The organism is Microbacterium sp. K35 (assembly GCF_004794375.1).
GTDB lineage: Bacteria > Actinomycetota > Actinomycetes > Actinomycetales > Microbacteriaceae > Microbacterium > Microbacterium sufflavum.
In genome coordinates, this window is the sequence record NZ_SSDM01000146.1 from 1 (window position 1) to 17017 (window position 17017).

Consider the following 17017-nt stretch of genomic DNA (forward strand, 5'->3'; position numbering starts at 1 on the left):
GACCGCCGCCGCGATGCCCGCGGCCATGCGTCCGGCGGTCTGCGCGTCGGAGCCGGCGACCATGAGCACCAGGTCGTTGCCCGCCGCGACCGCCGCCACCCCGTTCGCCACCGGATCGGCGTAGGCGGGGTCGCCCGACGACAGCAGCATCCCGAGGTCGTCCGTCACCGAGACACCGTCGAAGCCGAGCTCGTCACGGGCGAGCGTGTGCCACGTCGCGGACAGGGAGGCGGGCAGCGGGTCGACGGCGGTGTAGGCGAGATGCCCGTACATGAGCAGGGAGGCTCCCGCGTCGATGCCCGCGGCGAAGGGCACCGCGTCCGTCGTCTTCCACTCCTCCAGGCTCCGTCCGGTGGTCGGGATCGCGTGGTGCGAGTCGCCCGGAGCCGCACCGTGGCCGGGGAAGTGCTTGAGTGCGGAGGCGACGAACGGCTGCTGCGCCGAGGTGGCCGCCGCGACGCGCTCGGCCGCCCCGGACGGGTCGGTGCCGACGGCCCGCCCGAAGATGAACGAGCCGCTGTCGGCGGTGACGTCTGCGACCGTGCCGAAGTTCACCGTGATGCCCGCACGGGCCACCAGTGCACCGCGGGCGGCGAACGCGGCCGACGTGTCGGCGACCGGGCGGTCCTTGAGGGTGGTCGAGGCGGGGAACACGTCCCCGTCGAGCCGGGAGACCAGGCCGCCCTCCTGGTCCACCGCGATCAGCGGAGGCAGCGTCGGGTCCACCGCGAGAGCATCCGTGAGCGCGTGCAGCTCGGCGTCGGTGCCGGGGATGTTCGCCCCCATCAGGATGAACCCGCCGAACCCGGCCTGCATGTAGGCGGCCAGCGCGGCCGGGTCGGTGCCGCCGATGTGTCCCATCACGATGGAGGCCGCCTGCTGCGCCACGGGCAGGTCGGCGACCGCGGCGGCGGCGCGTTCGCGGAGATACGCGGTGTCGGCGGTGTCCACCGTGGCGTCGGCGCTCCCGGCATCGTCGGTGGGCGCGGGAGTCTCACCCGCGGTGGTCGCGGCAGCGGCAGGCGCGGGAGGGGCGGTCGAGGTCGCTGCGGTCGATGTCGCAGCGGGCAGCGGCGGCGCGGCGGCGGGCAGCGTACAGAGGGCGAGCGCCAGCGCGGCGAGCACACCGACCGTGCGCCGTCGCGCGGGCCTCAGGGGCACGTCGGGGCCTCCGTCACGGTCAGCCCGCGAGGGCCTCGGCGATCGGGAGCGAGGAGTCCGCGTCGCCGTTGCCGAAGCGGATCGTGCGGCCGACGGTCGCCGGATTCTGCAGTGCCTCGACGATGACGGCCGCGACGTCGGCGCGCGAGACCTCTCCCCGGCCTTCGGGGTCGATCTGGATGCGTCCGGTCGGCTCGTCGAACGTGAGACCGCCCGGTCCGAGGATCGTCCCGGCGAGGTTCGAGCCGCGGAGGTGCTCGTCGGCGGCCCACTTCGCGTCGGCGTACGCGAAGAACGGGTCGTCCTGCGGGATCCCGTGCTCCGCGGTGGAGCCGATCCAGGACACCAGGACGTAGCGCTCGACGCCGGCACGCTCGGCGGCGTCCATCGACCGCTCCGCCGCGTCGCGATCGACAGCGTAGGTGCGCTTCGGGTCACCGCCGCCCGCGCCGGCCGACCACACCACGGCGTCGTGCCCGCGGATGATCTCGGCGAGGGCGTCGACGTCGAGCTGTTCGATATCGGCCACCAGGGCGGTGGCCCCCGTGGCCTCCACGTCGGCGACGTGGTCGGGATTGCGGATCACGCTGGTGACCTCGTCGCCGCGGGCGACGAGCAGCGGGGCGAGCAGGAGGGCGATGCGGCCATGGCCGCCGAAGACGAGGACGCGCGACATGCTTCCACCCTACGCGCCGGCTCCGACGTCAGCGCGGGGTCTGCGCGCTGTCGATCACGAACGCCTGCGGGTGGTCGGGCAGGTAGCGCACCACGACCGCGGCGCCGCTCGGCAGGTACGCGTCGCGGTCGGGGTAGACCGCCGGGGTGAAGAAGTTGCTCTCCAGCGTGTACTCCACGCCCTCCGCGGTGGTGAACGTGACCCAGTCCCCGTCGATCGTGGCGGTCGTTGGTCGCCCGTTGTCGTAGATGTACGCGCGCGTGACGGGCACGCCGGTCAGGCTCAGGATGCCGATCACGAGCGACCCGAGCATCACGAAGGCGAGCACCCGGAACACGATCCGCACGATCGTCCCGCCGATCCCGGCCCGCGGGCGGGTGTCGAGCGGCAGCAGCCCCTCCCGCTCGCGGATGGCCCGCAGCGACCCACCCGGTGTGGCTCCTCTGGCCGACACGGCGAAGAGCCCGAGGATCGAGAAGCCGGCGATGAACACCATGGCGTAGCCGTGCGACGCGGGGAAGTTGACGAGCCACATGAGGGTGTCGAGCGGGTTCATCGCGTCGCCTCTTTCTCGATCGTGACCGCCACCGTGTGCGGATCCTCCCGCCGGTAGTACGCCCAGATCGGCGCGCCCACCTGCAGCCGCGACACCGCCTGGGGATACACGAACACCGTGGTGTCGGCCTCCCAGGTCGCCGCCCCCTCCGGTGCCACCAGCACCTTCAGCGCGAGCTCGCTCTGCCCCTCCCTGCGGCGTCCGGTCGGGCGCACCTCGAGCACCGACGCGGGCACCGCGGTGCCCGTGGTCCTGGCTCGCACCTGGGCGGGGTCGATGAGCCCGCGGTCGATGCGCCACTGCAGCATCGCCTCTCGCACGGTCGGGTCGCTGAGGTCGGCGAGCTGCACCGTGTCGTGGTCGGTCGTGCTGTACCGCACCGGCACGGGCTGCCCGACCTGGAGTCCCGCGGAGTCGGAGGGGTCGATGAGCATCCGCAGCTGTCCGATGAAGTCGTCGCCCTCAGCGGGGCTCACGCGCAGGAACAGGTCGTACTGCGGCACGTCGTTGATCGTGACGCCCGTGCGGGAGAGCTCGACGATCGTGCCGACGCCGATCCGGGTCTCGCCGCGGAGCTTCGTGCGGCGGCCGAACCCCGTCATCGTGCCGCCGAACGTGAGGAGCAGCCCCCAGGCGACGCCGATCAGGATCGGGCCGCCCAGGGTGTCATCGCCCGCGAACGGGAGGATCGAGTGGCGCTGATCGACGCCGAACAGTCCCTCGCCCACCCAGATCGCCAGCCAGGCCGTGAGCAGGAGCCAGACGACCGTGAGGATGATGCGCAGCATGGTCTTCAGCGTATCGAGAAGCCCGGCCGCACTCCGGCTGACGCGCCCTCAGCCGGTCGAGACGGGAACGGCGGCGGCGGCCAGCGCCCGCTGCACGCCCTTCGCGGCCGAGCGCCCCGCACGGTTCGCGCCGATCGTGCTGGCCGAGGGCCCGTACCCCACGAGCTGCACGCGCGGATCGGCGACCGCGGTCGTACCGCGGCCGTGGCGGTCGAGCTGGATGCCGCCCGCGGCGCTGCGGAGGTGCAGCGGCGCCAGGTGCCCGATCGCCGGCCGGAATCCGGTGGCCCAGAGGATCATGTCGACCCGTTCGAACGACCCGTCGGCCCAGCGCACCCCGTCGGGCTCGATGCGTGCGAACAGCGGCCGAGGGTCCGCATAGGCGCCGAGCCGCTCGGCCTCGCGCTCCTGCGGACGCAGCATCAGCCCGGTCACACTGACGACGCTCCGCGGTGGGAGCCCGGCCGCGACGCGCTGCTCGACGAGCGCGACCGCCGCGGCCCCTGCCTCGGGGGTGAAGTCGTCGCTGCGCCAGACGGGCGGTCGCCGCGTGACCCACAGCGTCTCGGTGATCGGGGCGAGGGCGCCGAGGAACTGCACCGCGGACGCGCCCGCGCCCACGACGAGCACTCGGCGGCCTCGGAAGTGCTCCGGTCCCGGGTAGTCGACCGTGTGCAGCTGCTCGCCGAGGAAGGTCTCCATGCCGGGCACGTGCGGCACGAACGGGTGGGTCCAGGTGCCGGTCGCGTTCACGAGCGTACGGGTCGTCCACTCCCCCTCCGGTGCCTGCACCACGAGCAGCCCGTCGTGGTCGTCCACGCGACGCACGTGCACGGGGCGCAGAACGGGGAGGTCGTGCGCGCGCTCGTAGGCCGCGAAGTATTCCGGCACCGCCTGGTTGGCTCGACGTCGGTCGCGCGCGGGCGGGGTGTCGCCCGGCAGCTCGGCGACGCCGTGCACGTCGCTCATGGTCAGCGCGTCCCAGCGGTGCTGCCAGGCGCCGCCCGGCCGCTCGTCGGCGTCGAGCACCACGTGCGGGATCCCGAGCCTGGTCAGGTGGTACGACGCCGAGAGGCCGGCCTGCCCTGCACCGATCACCAGGCTGTCGAGAATGCTCACGCTGTCAGGAACGCCCGGAGAGCCGCGGTTGTTCCACCCCGGCGACGCGCCCGGGCTGCCCGCCCCGATTGGTGCCGGTGTCGCTTCGTGTAGTACGCTGTTCGAGTTGCTCCGGCAGATGAGGAGCGGCTTCTGGGCCTGTGGCGCAGCTGGTAGCGCACCTGCATGGCATGCAGGGGGTCAGGGGTTCGAGTCCCCTCAGGTCCACCAGAGAATCCCGCGAGAGATCGCGGGATTTCTTCGTTTCCGGCACGGTCGCACGGGGCTAGCGCCGCAGCGCGCGAGCGTCAACCGTCTCGCGAAGCCCCCCGCGTCGACGTAGACAGGTCGCATCCGCCGACGAAAGGATGCCCCATGTCCAACCCGACTCCCCCGATCCCGCCCGTCCCGCCGTTCGCCGAGGGTGACGCGGAAGACGTGCCCACGCGCGAGGTCGACGGCGAACGCGTGCTCGACGAGGACGCCGACGACGCACAGATCGACAGCGCCGAGGCCGACCGCGCCGCCACGACGGCGGACGTCGACGGCGACGACGCCTGACCGCCGGACGAGAGAAGGGCACCGCCTCGACCGAGGTGGTGCCCTTCTCTCCGCGCTGCGTCGCTCACGTCGCCAGCAGCGGGGGGCGGTGCGGGATCGCGATCGGGCGCGTGGCCCGGCTCGCCCCCTGCATCCGCTCGACCTCTTCGAGAACCTCGAACGCGGTGCCGTAGCGGATCGCGAGCGGAAGGTCGCGCAGCCACGTCACCTCGACCTCGGTGTCGGCGAGCTCGTAGACGCAGGCGACGACGTGGCGCGGGTCGTTCTGGGGATAGCGCAGGTCGTTGATCACCCACTCGGACGGTGTGATGCGGTGGAGCACGAAACGGGGATCGGGGATGTCGGACATCTGGGGGCCCTCCAGGACTCTCTTATAAGGAGGGTGCGCCCTGCGGGCACGGAAGGGTAGGCCCTTGACACCTGACCGGCGAAGTGCAGGACTAGGTGTCGAGCCCGCCCGCGGAGGCCACCTGCGCCCGCCACCACGGAGTCTCGATGAACCCGCGCTTCATGAACACGAGCTCCATCGCGGCGTTCCATCCGCGCACGCCCTTGAGGTGCGCGATCGTCCCGGTGAGGAAGTCGTGCAGGGTCTCGGTGCTCGGCAGGATGATCTCGCAGTACAGCGAGTTCTCTTCCAGCGCCGCCGCGAGGAACCGCACGGACACGTGCTGCGCGAGCGTCTGTGCCACCGAGGCGATGCGCGACGGCTCGACCCGCAGCATCAGCAGCGTCTCCGCGCTCATGCCCAGCGCCGACGCGGGCACCATCGTCACGGTCGTGAGGCAGCCGGCGCTGCGCATCCGCTCGTACCGGCGCCGCACGCTGCTCTCGTTCATGTCGAGCGCATCGGCGATCGACTGGAACGACGCCCGTCCGTTGTAGCGCAGTTCCGCGACGATCGCCCGGTCGGCGTCGTCGAAGTGCGTCGGGTCGCACGTGTTCGGTGCCGGCATGTACGACTTCGGGTCGCTGGCGGCCTCGGCGTGCGAGTCGTACAGCTGACGCCCCCAGTCGAAGCTCACCTTGTACGTGTGCACGACGAGGTCGCTGCGCCAGCGCTCCACGCCGGGGATGGCCTGCAGATCCGTGAGCACGTGCGCGTAGGTCGCCGAGTCCCCCGGGATGACGACCTCCGCGAACACGTCGAACTTGCCGGTCACCAGGGTCACGAACCGCACGTACGGGGAGCCGATCAGCGCCTGCGCGACGCTCAGCTGCGACCCGGGGGTGCAGTTGATGCGCACGAAGAACGTCTCCACGTGCCCCTCGCTGCCCAGGGTCGGCACGATGCCCACGCTCACCACACCCTCGGCGAGCAGCTGCTGCCCGCGCCGGGTGACCGTCGAGACGGACGCGCCGGCGAACTCGGCGATCGACGTCCAGCTCGCGCGTCCGTCCTGCTGAAGTGCGACGACGATCCTCCGGTCGAGATCGCTCACTTCTCTCGTCAGTGGAACGCTCGTCATCGGGTCGGCGGGTACACCCGGTGCAGGAACGTGCGCACCGCTTCCGTCCACGCCTCTGCCTCCTCGATCTGCGGGGAGTGCCCCGACTTCTCGAACACCACCATCTCGGAGTCCGGGATGAGATCGGCGATCGTCTGGCTACACGATACTGGCGTGATCCAGTCGGTCCGGCCCACGGTGATGAGTGTCGGGACCGCGATCTCGGGCAGCCGCGGCTTCAGGTCGTAGTCCGGCAGGTTCACGGAGAAGGCGTAGTTGTGCGCCCGGTAGCGGTAGGGCGTCGCCTGCACCTTCCGCTCGACCGCCTCGGGGTCGTAGACGAAGTCGTACAGGGGCAGGATCTCCCGCCAGCAGTCCTTGAGGTCCTCGTCGTCGCGCACCTGCCCGAGGTCGATGCGGTCGAACTTCTCCATGTCGATGTCGACCCGGTCGGAGGCGAGGGCGTTCTCGCGCGCCAGGTGCGCGTTGGAGTTGTCCGGGGAGGTGTCGCGCAGCACGAGCGCGGCCACGCGGTCGGGGTAGCGCAGCGCGTACTCCATGGTCATGAAGCCGCCGTAGGAGCCGCCGGCCATGACGATCTTCTCCGCGCCGATCCACTCGCGCAGACCGTCGATGTCGGCCGCCCACTGCTCGTGGCTGTAGGTGCCGTTCCCCTCGCTCTGGCCGCTGCCCCTGGCGTCGAACACGACCACCCGGTACTCGTCGGCAAGCCGGCCGAAGCTCGCGCGCGGCTCGGCACGCGACCCCAGCCCCGGGGCGCCGTGGTGGGTGATGATGACGGGCGCGTTCTCCGGGCCGAGCACCTCGACGGCCAGGTGGTTGCCGTTGATCTCGACCCACTGGTGGTCGCTCGTGGCAGCGGCGAACTCCGGGGAGACGTCGGGGGTGGATGTCATGTCGTCCTCTTTCTTCAACAGGCGTTCAGAGCGCGATGGTGCACTCGTCGAGGCTGCGCGGATAGGTGGTCAGGGGTTCGGCGCCGTCGGCGGTCACGAGCATGCTGTCGCTGATGCGGTACCCGGCGTGACCCGGCACGTAGATGCCCGGCTCGTTGGAGACGACCATGCCCGCCTCCAGGAGCGTGGCGTCGCCGTCCTCCAGCCACGGCGCCTCGTGCATGCCCAGACCGATGCCGTGCCCCTGGCGGTGCCGGATGAACTCGCCCAGCCCGGCGTCACGGATCACGTCGAGGCACACCCGGTTCGCCTCGCGGCACTCCAGGCCCGCGCGGATGGTCTCGCGGCCCACGCGCTGGGCGTCGCGGATCGTGTCGTGGTAGCGGCGCTGCTCGGCCGTAGGCTCCCCGAGCACGAACGTGCGCTCGCCCTCGATGAAGCGGCCGCCCACGGCGCAGCCGAGCGAGAGCATGAAGGTGTCCCCCGCCCGGAGCCGGTTGACCGACGGCAGCCCGTGCGGGAACGCGGAGTTCGCGCCGGAGTACACCAGACCGCCCGCGAGCAGCGAGGCCACGACCACGTTGCGGTGCTCGGCATACATGACACGGGTGCCGGCGGAGGTCACGTGCCGCTCCAGCTCGGCCTCGGTGGGCAGCTCTCCGCCCGCCGCGACGGCCTCGCGCACCAGTGCGACCCCGGCCTCCAGCATCAGGTCGGTGATGCGGGCCGCTTCGCGGTGCAGCACCACCTCCTCCGGGAACTTCACGTATCGGGTGCGGGTGAGCAGGTCGGACGGCACGAGCTCGGCGTGCGGCATCGCGGCGCGGGCGGCGGCCAGGCGCTGATACGGCATCGTGGTCGCGAAACCGACCCTGCCGCGCGGCGACACCGCGTCGGCGAGCACCTGGAACGGCGGGACGACCCCCGGGAACTCGAAGAACGCGACCAGCTCGGCGCGCGCGGACTGCGACTGCGCGTACTCGCGTTCCAGCTCGGGCAGCAGCATCACGACACGCCCTCCCGCCTCGACCCAGATCGCGACCGGCCGCTCGGACGGGTGGTGGAAGAAGCCGGTGAGGTACGCGATGTCCTCGGGGTGGTCGGTCAGGAAGGCGTCGAAGCCCTCCTCCCCCATCCGCTCGCGGACACGCTGCTGCACGGTGTCGAAGAACTCCGGCGCGAGGCGCTGATCGAAGACGGTCATGCGGTGCTCCTAGCGGGACAGGTGGCGCGGGTTGCGCGCGTCGTTGTAGGCGATGGACAGGAGGGTGGCCGACAGCACCAGGATCAGGATCGCGATGGAGGGGAACAGCGTCAGCCACCACGCGCTCACCATGGCGCCCGCCTGCTGTGCCTCGTACAGGATGCGGCCCCACGACCACGTGGTCGGGTCGCCCAGTCCGAGGAACGCCAGCCCCGCGGCCGACAGCACCGCCCGCGACGCGGTCACTACGACCGAGACCACGACCACCGGGGTCACCGCGGGCAGCACGTGCCGCGTGATGATCCACAGCGGAGAGGTCGTCATCAGCCGGGACGCGTCGACATACGGCAGCCCGACGACCGTGAGCGCCTGGGAGCGCACGAGTCGGGTGACCTCGGGCCACGAGAACGCCGCGACCACGAAGATGATCGTCGAGGTGCTCGGCCCCACGAGCGCCGCGATCAGGATCATCAGCGGCAGCACGGGCAGCGACAGGGTCATGTCGACGATCACGCTGATGATGCTGTCGAGCTTGCGGAAGTAGGCCCCGATCACCGCGATGATCGTGCCGAAGACGATCGCGATCACCGAGGCGGCGACGGCGACCAGCACGCTCTGCTGCGTGCCCCAGATGACCTCGGAGAACACGTCGCGGCCGAGCGCGTCGGTGCCGAACCAGTGGTCCCCGCTCGGCGGGCGCAGCACGTCGGGCCCGTAGCTCGCCGGGTACGGGGCGATCAGGGGCGCCGCGAGGGCGACGATCACGAGCAGGATCAGCAGGCCGAGCGAGATCATGCCGAGCGGGTCGCGGCGGAAGGCGCGCCAGGTGTGCGCGCTGGCCCGCTCGCTGCCGGCCGCGGTCGGTTCGCTGGGGACGAGGTTCTCGGTGGAGGGCAGCGGAGCGGTCATGCGGTCTTCACTCTCGGGTCCAGGTAGCCGTAGATGATGTCGGTGACCGTGTTGGCCACGACCACGGTGATGGCGAGCATGAGGAATGCGCCCTGCAGCACCGGGAAGTCGAGCTGCGTGACGGCCTCGTAGATGCCGCGGCCGATGCCCGGGTAGGCGAACACGGTCTCGGTGAGCACCGCCCCGCCGACGAGGAACCCGAGCTGGAGCCCGATCAGCGTCGTGGTCGGCAGCAGCGCGTTGCGCAGCGCGTGCTTCCACAGGATGCGGCGGCCGCGGAGGCCGTTCGCCTTCGCGAGCAGGATGTAGTCCTCGCCGAGCGTCTCGATGAGGGTGGAGCGCATGGTCAGCACGTAGGAGCCGACCTGGATGAGCATGAGCGACACCGCCGGGAGCACGAGGTGCTGCGCGACGCTGAGGTACCACTCGAAGCCGTAGGTGTTGTTGGTGTAGGCGCCGCCGATGGGGAACCAGCCGAGGTTGAGCCCGAACACGAACAGCAGCAGGATCGCGACGCTCGGCACGAACAGCGACTGCCCGGTCACGCCGAGCACCTGCACGGCCCTGTCGATGAAGCGACCCCGGTGCGAGGCGGCCGCGACGCCGAGCGGCACCCCGATCAGGATCGTGAGGACGAGCGCGGTGATGGTCAGCAGCAGCGTCCACGGCAGCCGCTGCAGCAGCACGTCGGTCACCGGGATGGACTGCGTGAAGGAGATGCCGAGGTTGCCCTGCAGCAGCTGCCACATGTACAGGCCGTACTGCACGATCAGCGGCTGATCGAGGCCGTACTGCTCGAGGATGGTCGCCCGGATGTCCTCCGTCATGTTCGGACTCGCCAGCGCAAGGGCCGGATCGCCGGGCAGCAGACGCAGGAGCAGGAACGTCACGGTCACGGCGAACCAGATCGTGAGCAGACCTCGACCTGCGCGACGGAGAATGAACGATGCTCGGGACACCCGGGCGACCTTCCTCGAGAGTGGGGGTTTTCTTACTCGACCGGGTGCGCGCTCGCGAGCGAGAGCGGGTTCACGATCGACAGCAGTTCGCTCGGCTTGGAGATGAAGCCGGACCATTCGTCGCTCGCGGCGAAGAACAGGTTCTGCGTGTACATGATGTTGTCGTAGACCTGCTCGTGCACGATCTTGTTCGCCTTGCGCATGATCTCGATCTTGTCGTCCTCGTCGAACGTGACCATGCCCTCCTCGATCAGCGCGTTCAGCTCGGGGTCGTCGACGTGGGTGTAGTTGATCGCGCCGCCGGGCAGGTACGACAGGGCGAAGTTCGTCACCGGGTCGTCCATGATGGCGAAGTTGCCGGCGTAGATGTCGTAGTCGCCCTCGTTGGTCATGGAGAGGTAGGTGTTGCGCTCCGTGCCCTGCAGCTCGATCGTGATGCCGGCCTCGGCCGCGCTGTCCTTCACCATCTGCGCCCACTGGCTGGTCACGCTGTCCTGCAGCGAGTAGATCAGGCGGAACGAGACGGGGAACATGCCGTCGGCGTTCGCCGTGTACCCGGCGTCTTCCATGAGCTCGCGCGACTTCTCCGGGTCGAACTTGTACTCGGTGACGGAGTCGTCGTAGTACTTCGCGAGCACCGGCATCAGGGCGCTGGATCCCGTGGAGACGGCCTGCCCCTGCAGGACGACCGTGCGGATGGCCTCGTAGTCCACCGCGTGGGCGAGCGCCTGGCGCACCTCGGTCTTCGCGAGGTCGGGCTTCTCCATGTTGTAGACGAGGTGCGCGTAGCCGAGACCGGCGGCCTCGATCACCTGCAGCCCGTCGGTGCCCTTCAGCTGCTCGACCTGCGCGGGCGGGAGGGCATTGGCGATCACGTCGATCTCGCCGCTCTGCAGCGCGAGGATCTCGGTGTTCACGTCGGGGTACACGCGGTACACGACCTCGGCGGGTCCGGGGACGCCGCCGTCGACCAGCGGGTAGTCCTCCACGCGCTCGAGCGTGTAGTGCTGGCCGACCTGGAAGTCGGTCATGATGAACGGGCCCATGCCCACCCAGCCGCCTTCGCTGCCGTCGTTCGCGAACTCCGCGATCGATCCCTTCGGCTCGAACACGTGCTGCGGCACGACGACACCCCAGAAGCCGATCTCGTCGATGATCGACGAGTCGGGCTGCGTGAGCGTCAGCTCGACCCGGGTGTCGCTCACCGCGGTCGCGGTGTCGAGGTTGCCCAGCTGTCCGTAGAACGTGCCGGGCGCCTGGTCGCGCTTGACCGCGTTCAGCGTCCACGCGACGTCCTCCGCCGTGAGCGGCTCGCCGTCGCTCCAGGTCAGGTCGTCGCGGATCTCGTAGAACCCGGTGGTGTCGTCGACGTAGCCCCACTCGGTGGCGACGTGCGCCTCCTTGGTCCCGTCGTCGCTGATGCTCAGCAGGTGCGGGTACATCAGGTTGGTGACCCACGAGTCCGTGCGGCTGTTGCCGAGCACGGGGTTGAAGTTCACGACGTCGGTCGTCGTACCGATGCTGAGCGTCTCATCGCTCGGCCCGGTCGCGGCGGACGACTCCCCCGGCTCGGGTGCCGTGGGGGCGCACGCGGCGAGGCCGACGGCGAGGACCGCGGCCGCACCGAGTGCGAGGAACGTGTTGTGCTTCATCAGACCCAGACCTCCTCGAGGACGCGCATGGTGTTGCCGCCGACGACCGCGCGGATCTCGTCGTCGGAGTAGTCGTGCTTCACGAGCCAGCCGATGATGTTGTAGAAGGCCTCGGCGGGGTTCTCGATGCCGTCGACGTACGGCTGCTTCTCGTAGTCGACGTTGGCGTGCGCCTGACCCAGCGACAGGTTCGAGGAGAACGCGTCGTGCAGGCCCACGTGGTCGCCGAACAGCGTGTCGGGTCCGAAGCTCACGTGCTCCAGGCCGACCAGGTCGACGCAGTACTGGAAGTGGTCCATGACCGACTCCAGCGAGTGCTTCGGGTGCTGGGGCGAGATGGTGGTGTGCGGTGCGGCCTCGATGCCGATGACCCCGCCGCGCTTGGCGCACTCGATGATCGTCTCGTCCGTCTTCATGCGGTTCGTCGGCCACAGTCCGCGGGCGCCCGCGTGGGTGATGAAGACCGGCTTGGTGGAGTGGGCGATCACGTCGAGGCACGTCTGGTCGCCCGAGTGCGAGATGTCGATCGCGATGCCGAGCTTGTTCATCCGCTCCACGGCGCGCTCGCCGAAGTAGGTGAGTCCGCCGTCGCCGCGCTCCTTGAGGCCGCCGCCGAGCATGTTCGCCTCGGAGTAAGCGATGCCCATCTGGCGAACGCCGAAGCCGTACAGCACATCGAGCCGGTCGACCTCGTTCTCGATCATGGTCGCGGCCTCGAGCGCGAAGATGTGCGCGACGCGGCCGGTCTCCGCGGCGTACCGGATGTCCTTGATCGACTCGGCCTTGATCACGAAGTCCTGGTGCGCGAGGTCGGCCATGCGCACGCCGAGGTCGAACAGCACGTCCTGGTACTTCCACCCGGCGTCGCTGGAGATGCAGCAGGTGCCGTCCATGCCGTTGTCGAACACCGCGGTCAGACCGGAGCGGGCGAGGCCCTGGTAGCCGGTGGGTTCGCGGCCCTGGCGGATGTGGTCGCGCAGCTCCCCCATGTCTTCGGGGAAGACCTGCACGTGCTCGTGCAGCGAGATCACGGTCTCTTCGCGGAGGAGGCGCTCGGTGCGCTCCTTCTGCGCGTCGCTGAGGCCGAGGTCGTACGCCGGCACACGGCCGATCTGCTTGGCGTAGCGGAACTCGCGGTAGTCCTTGCCGGCTTCCAGGTAGTCGTACGCGGTGTAGCCGGTGTAGCGGTCTGCTTGTTCGAGCACGGATGCGCTCCTTCGGGTCGATACGGGGGTGGCCTCCCGTTCGTCGAGCGGGAGATTTCCTCGAATCTCGACGATTCCGGCGCGAAAGTCAACTGTTGTGATGATTTTCGGCCGAGATGTTTCCTGTTCGAAACAATTCAGCGCCAGGATGCTGGCATGATGTCATCCATGGAGAACACATCCGTCCCCGAGAACACCGTCGTCCTCGACGTCCGCGGCCTCACCGTGACCCTCGACGGCTCGCGCGGACCCCAGCGCGTGGTCGACGGCATCGACCTCACCGTGCACCGCGGCGAGGTGTTCGCGCTGCTCGGCGAGTCCGGCTCCGGCAAGTCGATGACGGCGCGCGCGATCATGGGCCTCATCGACAACGGCACCGTGGAGGCCGCGACCCTCTCCCTCGGCGACACCGACCTGCTCACCGTCACGCCGGAGCAGCATCGGCGCCTGCGCGGCGTCCGGGTGAGCCTCGTGATGCAGGACGCTCTCTCCGCACTCAACCCCGTGCTGAGCATCGGCGACCAGATCATCGACCTGATCCGCGCGCACACGCCCGTCGGTCGTCGCGAAGCCGAGGCGCGCGCCGTCGAACTGCTCACCCTGGTCGGCATCCCCAGCCCGGAGAAGCGTGTCCGGGACTACCCGCACCAGTTCTCCGGCGGACAGCGGCAGCGCATCCTGATCGCGATGGCCATCGCGCTCGACCCCGACCTGATCATCGCCGACGAGCCGACCACCGCCCTCGACGTCACGGTGCAGGCGCAGATCCTCGACCTGCTGCTGTCGCTGCGCGACCGCCTCGGCATGGGCGTCCTCCTGATCACCCACGACCTCGGCGTCGTGATGGAGGTCGCCGACCGGGTCGCCGTGATGCGCACCGGGCGCATCGTGGAGTCCGGTCCGGCGGACGACGTGCTCACCGCACCCCAGCATCCGTACACGCTGCAGCTGCTCGACTCGATGCCCCAGGACGTGAGCGCCGCGGCGGACGACGACGGCTCCGCGCCGATCCTGGAGGGACGAGGACTCGAGCGCACGTTCCGCTCCGGGAGCGGACGACGCGCACACCGCGTCACGGCCGTCGGCGGCGTCGACCTCTCCCTGCGCAGCGGCGAGATCCTCGCGATCGTCGGCGAGTCCGGCAGCGGCAAGTCCACCCTGGCGCGCATGCTCGTCGGCCTCGACTCCCCCGACGCCGGCACACTGCGCTACCGGGACCAGGACGTGACGCGGGGTCGGCTGCGCGACCGCAAGGTGCTGCGCCGCGGCGTGCAGATGGTGTTCCAAGACCCGTACATGTCGCTGAACCCGCGCATGACCGTGCAGCAGATCATCGCCGAGCCGCTCGCCGCCACCCGCACCGGCACCCCGGCATCGCGGCGCGAGCGGGTCTCCGAGCTGCTCAAACTGGTCGGCCTCGACCCCGACATGGCCTCGCGCTTCCCGCACCAGTTCTCCGGCGGACAGCGACAGCGGATCGGCATCGCCCGTGCCCTCGCGCTCGACCCCGATGTCCTGGTGTGCGACGAGCCGGTGTCGGCGCTCGACGTCTCCATCCGCGCGCAGATCATCGACCTGCTGTGCGAGCTGCGCGAGCGTCTGGGCATGTCGATCGTGTTCATCGCGCACGACCTGTCCCTCGTGCGGCACATCGCCGACCGCGTCGCCGTGATGTACCTCGGCGACATGGTCGAGGTCGGCGACACGGAGGAGGTCTACCGGCACCCCGCGCACCCGTACACGCAGGCGCTGCTGTCGGCCATCCCGCCGCAGACGCGCGCCGAGCGGGGCATGCTCCAGCGACGCACGCGGCTGTCGGCCTGAGCGCCGCGGCTCAGCCGGCGGGACGGACGGTCAGGTCGGTGAGGTGGGCGTCACGCGGAAGGTCGAGCGCCGTGAGGATCGTGGTCGCCACCGCGTCCGGGGTGATGAAGCGCGACGCGTCGTACTCCGCCCCTTCCTGTCGGTGCACCCGCTCCTGCATCGGCGTGGCCGTGCGGCCGGGGTAGATCGAGGTCACGCGCACGCCGTGCTCCGCCTCCTCCGCACGCAGCGCGTCGGCGAGGGCCCGCAGGCCGTGCTTCGATGCCGCATAGGCGGACCACTCCGGGTTCGCCCGGAGCCCGGCCCCGGAGTTGACGAACACCACGTGCCCGCGCGACACCCGCAGCACCGGCAGCAGCAGGCGCGTCAGCTCCGCGGGCGCGACCAGGTTGACGGCGAGCTGCTGCTCCCACAGGGCGGGTGTGAGCTCGCCCACGGCACCGAGGTCCACGACACCGGCGGCGTGCACGAGACCGTCGAGACGGTCGGGCAGGCTCTGCTTCGACAGCGCCCACGAGAGCCGCCCCGGCTGCGCGAGGTCGCCCACGATCGCCGTGGCACCGGGGAGCTCGTCGGAGATCTGCCGCGCCCTCCCCGCGTCGCGCGCCAGCACGACCACGTGGTCGCCGCGCTCGAGGAGGCGACGGGCGAGGACGGCGCCGATACCGGAACCGGCGCCGGTCACCAGATGGGTGGCCACCTCAGCCCGCGTCTGCAGCGGTCTCGACGACGTCGAGCGGGATCACGGGGCAGTCCTTCCACAGGCGCTCGAGCCCGTAGTAGACGCGCTCCTCCGGATGGAAGACGTGCACGATCAGGTCGCCGAAGTCGAGCAGCACCCACCGCGCCTCCGCGCGGCCCTCGCGGCGCACGCGCTTGTGGCCGGACTCGACCAGGCGGTCCTCGATCTCGTCGGCGATCGCGGCGACGTTGCGCTCGCTGTTGCCCGTGACGAGCAGGAAGATGTCGACGAGCGGAAGAGGCTCGGAGACGTTGAGCGCCACCAGGTCTTCCCCGCCCTTCGCGACGGCGGCTTCGGCGGCGATGCGCAGCATCTCTTCGGCGGTTTCAGGTGATTGCATCAGAACACATTCGTGGTGAAGGCGACGACCAGTGCCACACCCAGCGCGAGAGCGAGGCCACCGGCGACGATCGCCAGGATCAGCATCAGCCGATTGCCCTTCTCGGGCGCGGGCGGACGGATGACCTCGCCGGCGGGCTTGATGGTGCTGACAGCCGAGCTGGCAGCGATGGGGGTGGGCGAGGACGCCGGAGGCAGCTCCCCGTCGATGAGGACGGCGTCGACATCCTTGCCGTCGGCGGTGCCGTGTGCGTGGCCCTGCGAGCCGATACCCTTCGGCAGCTCGTAGGAACCCGTGATGAGGATCTCCCCCGTCGACGCGACGGGCCCGGACAGCGACCCCTCCCCGGGCGACGGCGTGAAGATCAGCGCGTTGGGCGAGCGCTGCGAGCCGCCCGAGTCGTTGGACGTGAGCAGCTCGTCGAAGGACGGCCGGAACGACGCGGGCTTCGCCGGATCCTCGGCGGCCAGCACGCCCTCGCCGAACGCGGGGCTCACGGTGGGACGCTCGCCGTCGGCGACCTCGCCGCGGTCGTCGTCCTGATCGGCGAGCAGGTCGTCACGCTCGTCCGTCGACCCGGTCTCGACCTCGTCGGCCTCCGCGGTGTCGGGGACGCCGAGCAGCTCGGCCACGTCGACCGGTTCCGGTTCCGCCGGCTCGGCGAGCGGCACGCTCCCGGCGGACTCGACGGCGTCGGCGGCGCTCACCGGCTCGATCGACACCTCGTCGTCGACGTCGTCGTCGTCGACCTCGTCATCCGCCGGGGCCGATGGCGAGGAGAAGTCGGGGATGCCCGAGACGATCGACGAGTCGTCTGCCGGCTCCTCTGCGCGGGGGGCGGTGTCGCGGTCGTCCTCGGCGGCGCCGCCTCCCACGACCGGCACGGATGCGGTCTTGATCTTCTCCTGCTCACGCGCCTGGCGACGGGTGAGCGGTGCGGCACCGAGGTCGACCGCGGAGTCGGCCACCGGGGCCGC

Annotated in this window: 18 protein-coding genes and 1 tRNA gene; 3 read left to right on the forward strand and 16 right to left on the reverse strand. The window is 70.4% G+C overall.

The annotated features are described in order from the left end of the window. The 5 genes from DW299_RS04955 to DW299_RS04975 all read right to left on the reverse strand — a co-directional run. The coding region (locus tag DW299_RS04955) for a glycoside hydrolase family 3 N-terminal domain-containing protein (RefSeq protein WP_240745320.1) at positions 1–1161 on the reverse strand (1161 nt) is incomplete at its 3' end. A 19-nt stretch (positions 1162–1180) separates the two neighbouring features. Further along, complete coding sequence (locus DW299_RS04960; RefSeq protein WP_136035912.1) at positions 1181–1837, reverse strand: SDR family oxidoreductase; 657 nt, start codon at positions 1835–1837, stop codon at positions 1181–1183. 28 nt (positions 1838–1865) lie between these two features. Beyond that, complete coding sequence (locus tag DW299_RS04965; RefSeq protein ID WP_136035913.1) at positions 1866–2393, reverse strand: DUF3592 domain-containing protein; 528 nt, start codon at positions 2391–2393, stop codon at positions 1866–1868. Further along, positions 2390–3181, reverse strand: coding sequence for a hypothetical protein (locus DW299_RS04970; protein ID WP_136030700.1), 792 nt, complete (start codon positions 3179–3181; stop codon positions 2390–2392). The genes DW299_RS04965 and DW299_RS04970 overlap by 4 nt, the downstream gene beginning before the upstream one ends. Before the next feature lie 48 nt (positions 3182–3229). After that, positions 3230–4300, reverse strand: a complete 1071-nt coding sequence (locus tag DW299_RS04975; protein ID WP_136035914.1) for an NAD(P)-binding domain-containing protein — start codon at positions 4298–4300, stop codon at positions 3230–3232. 134 nt (positions 4301–4434) lie between these two features. On the opposite strand from DW299_RS04975, the gene DW299_RS04980 reads away from it, so the two are divergent. Together DW299_RS04980 and DW299_RS04985 are read left to right on the forward strand one after the other, a co-directional pair. Further along, positions 4435–4510: transfer RNA gene (locus DW299_RS04980), tRNA-Ala, on the forward strand. A gap of 144 nt (positions 4511–4654) precedes the next feature. Then, complete coding sequence (locus DW299_RS04985) at positions 4655–4840, forward strand: hypothetical protein (RefSeq protein WP_136030696.1); 186 nt, start codon at positions 4655–4657, stop codon at positions 4838–4840. A gap of 64 nt (positions 4841–4904) precedes the next feature. Here the strand turns inward: DW299_RS04985 and DW299_RS04990 are convergent, their stop codons facing one another. From DW299_RS04990 to DW299_RS05025, 8 genes are all read right to left on the reverse strand, one after another. Beyond that, positions 4905–5189 carry a hypothetical protein gene (locus tag DW299_RS04990; RefSeq protein WP_136030694.1) on the reverse strand — a complete coding sequence of 95 codons (285 nt, stop codon included), beginning with the start codon at positions 5187–5189 and terminating at the stop codon, positions 4905–4907. 91 nt (positions 5190–5280) lie between these two features. After that, positions 5281–6282, reverse strand: a complete 1002-nt coding sequence (locus DW299_RS04995; protein WP_240744543.1) for an Lrp/AsnC family transcriptional regulator — start codon at positions 6280–6282, stop codon at positions 5281–5283. Positions 6283–6305: 23 nt separating this feature from the next. Continuing rightward, positions 6306–7205, reverse strand: a complete 900-nt coding sequence (locus DW299_RS05000) for an alpha/beta fold hydrolase (RefSeq protein ID WP_136035915.1) — start codon at positions 7203–7205, stop codon at positions 6306–6308. Positions 7206–7230: 25 nt separating this feature from the next. After that, positions 7231–8409 (reverse strand): M24 family metallopeptidase, encoded by a 1179-nt coding sequence (locus tag DW299_RS05005; protein ID WP_136035916.1) that lies wholly within the window; start codon positions 8407–8409, stop codon positions 7231–7233. A 9-nt stretch (positions 8410–8418) separates the two neighbouring features. Continuing rightward, the gene (locus DW299_RS05010) at positions 8419–9318 is read right to left on the reverse strand and encodes an ABC transporter permease (RefSeq protein WP_136030686.1); all 900 of its coding nucleotides are present in this window, start codon (positions 9316–9318) and stop codon (positions 8419–8421) included. Further along, positions 9315–10277, reverse strand: coding sequence for an ABC transporter permease (locus DW299_RS05015; protein ID WP_136035917.1), 963 nt, complete (start codon positions 10275–10277; stop codon positions 9315–9317). The genes DW299_RS05010 and DW299_RS05015 overlap by 4 nt, the downstream gene beginning before the upstream one ends. Positions 10278–10309: 32 nt before the next feature. Then, positions 10310–11929, reverse strand: coding sequence for an ABC transporter substrate-binding protein (locus tag DW299_RS05020; RefSeq protein WP_136035918.1), 1620 nt, complete (start codon positions 11927–11929; stop codon positions 10310–10312). Further along, positions 11929–13134: a dipeptidase gene (locus tag DW299_RS05025; RefSeq protein ID WP_136030679.1), complete on the reverse strand. Its 1206-nt coding sequence runs from the start codon at positions 13132–13134 to the stop codon at positions 11929–11931. The genes DW299_RS05020 and DW299_RS05025 overlap by 1 nt, the downstream gene beginning before the upstream one ends. Positions 13135–13290: 156 nt before the next feature. Between DW299_RS05025 and DW299_RS05030 the strand changes: the two genes are divergently transcribed. Beyond that, positions 13291–14958, forward strand: a complete 1668-nt coding sequence (locus tag DW299_RS05030) for a dipeptide ABC transporter ATP-binding protein (protein WP_205814328.1) — start codon at positions 13291–13293, stop codon at positions 14956–14958. A gap of 10 nt (positions 14959–14968) precedes the next feature. Here DW299_RS05030 and DW299_RS05035 read toward each other — a convergent pair whose 3' ends face one another. The 3 genes from DW299_RS05035 to DW299_RS05045 all read right to left on the reverse strand — a co-directional run. Beyond that, positions 14969–15658 (reverse strand): SDR family oxidoreductase, encoded by a 690-nt coding sequence (locus DW299_RS05035; protein WP_136030677.1) that lies wholly within the window; start codon positions 15656–15658, stop codon positions 14969–14971. Position 15659: 1 nt separating this feature from the next. Next, the gene (rsfS, locus tag DW299_RS05040; RefSeq protein WP_136035919.1) at positions 15660–16040 is read right to left on the reverse strand and encodes a ribosome silencing factor; all 381 of its coding nucleotides are present in this window, start codon (positions 16038–16040) and stop codon (positions 15660–15662) included. Next, the coding region (locus DW299_RS05045) for a hypothetical protein (protein ID WP_342589048.1) at positions 16040–17017 on the reverse strand (978 nt) is incomplete at its 5' end. The genes rsfS and DW299_RS05045, both read right to left, overlap by 1 nt.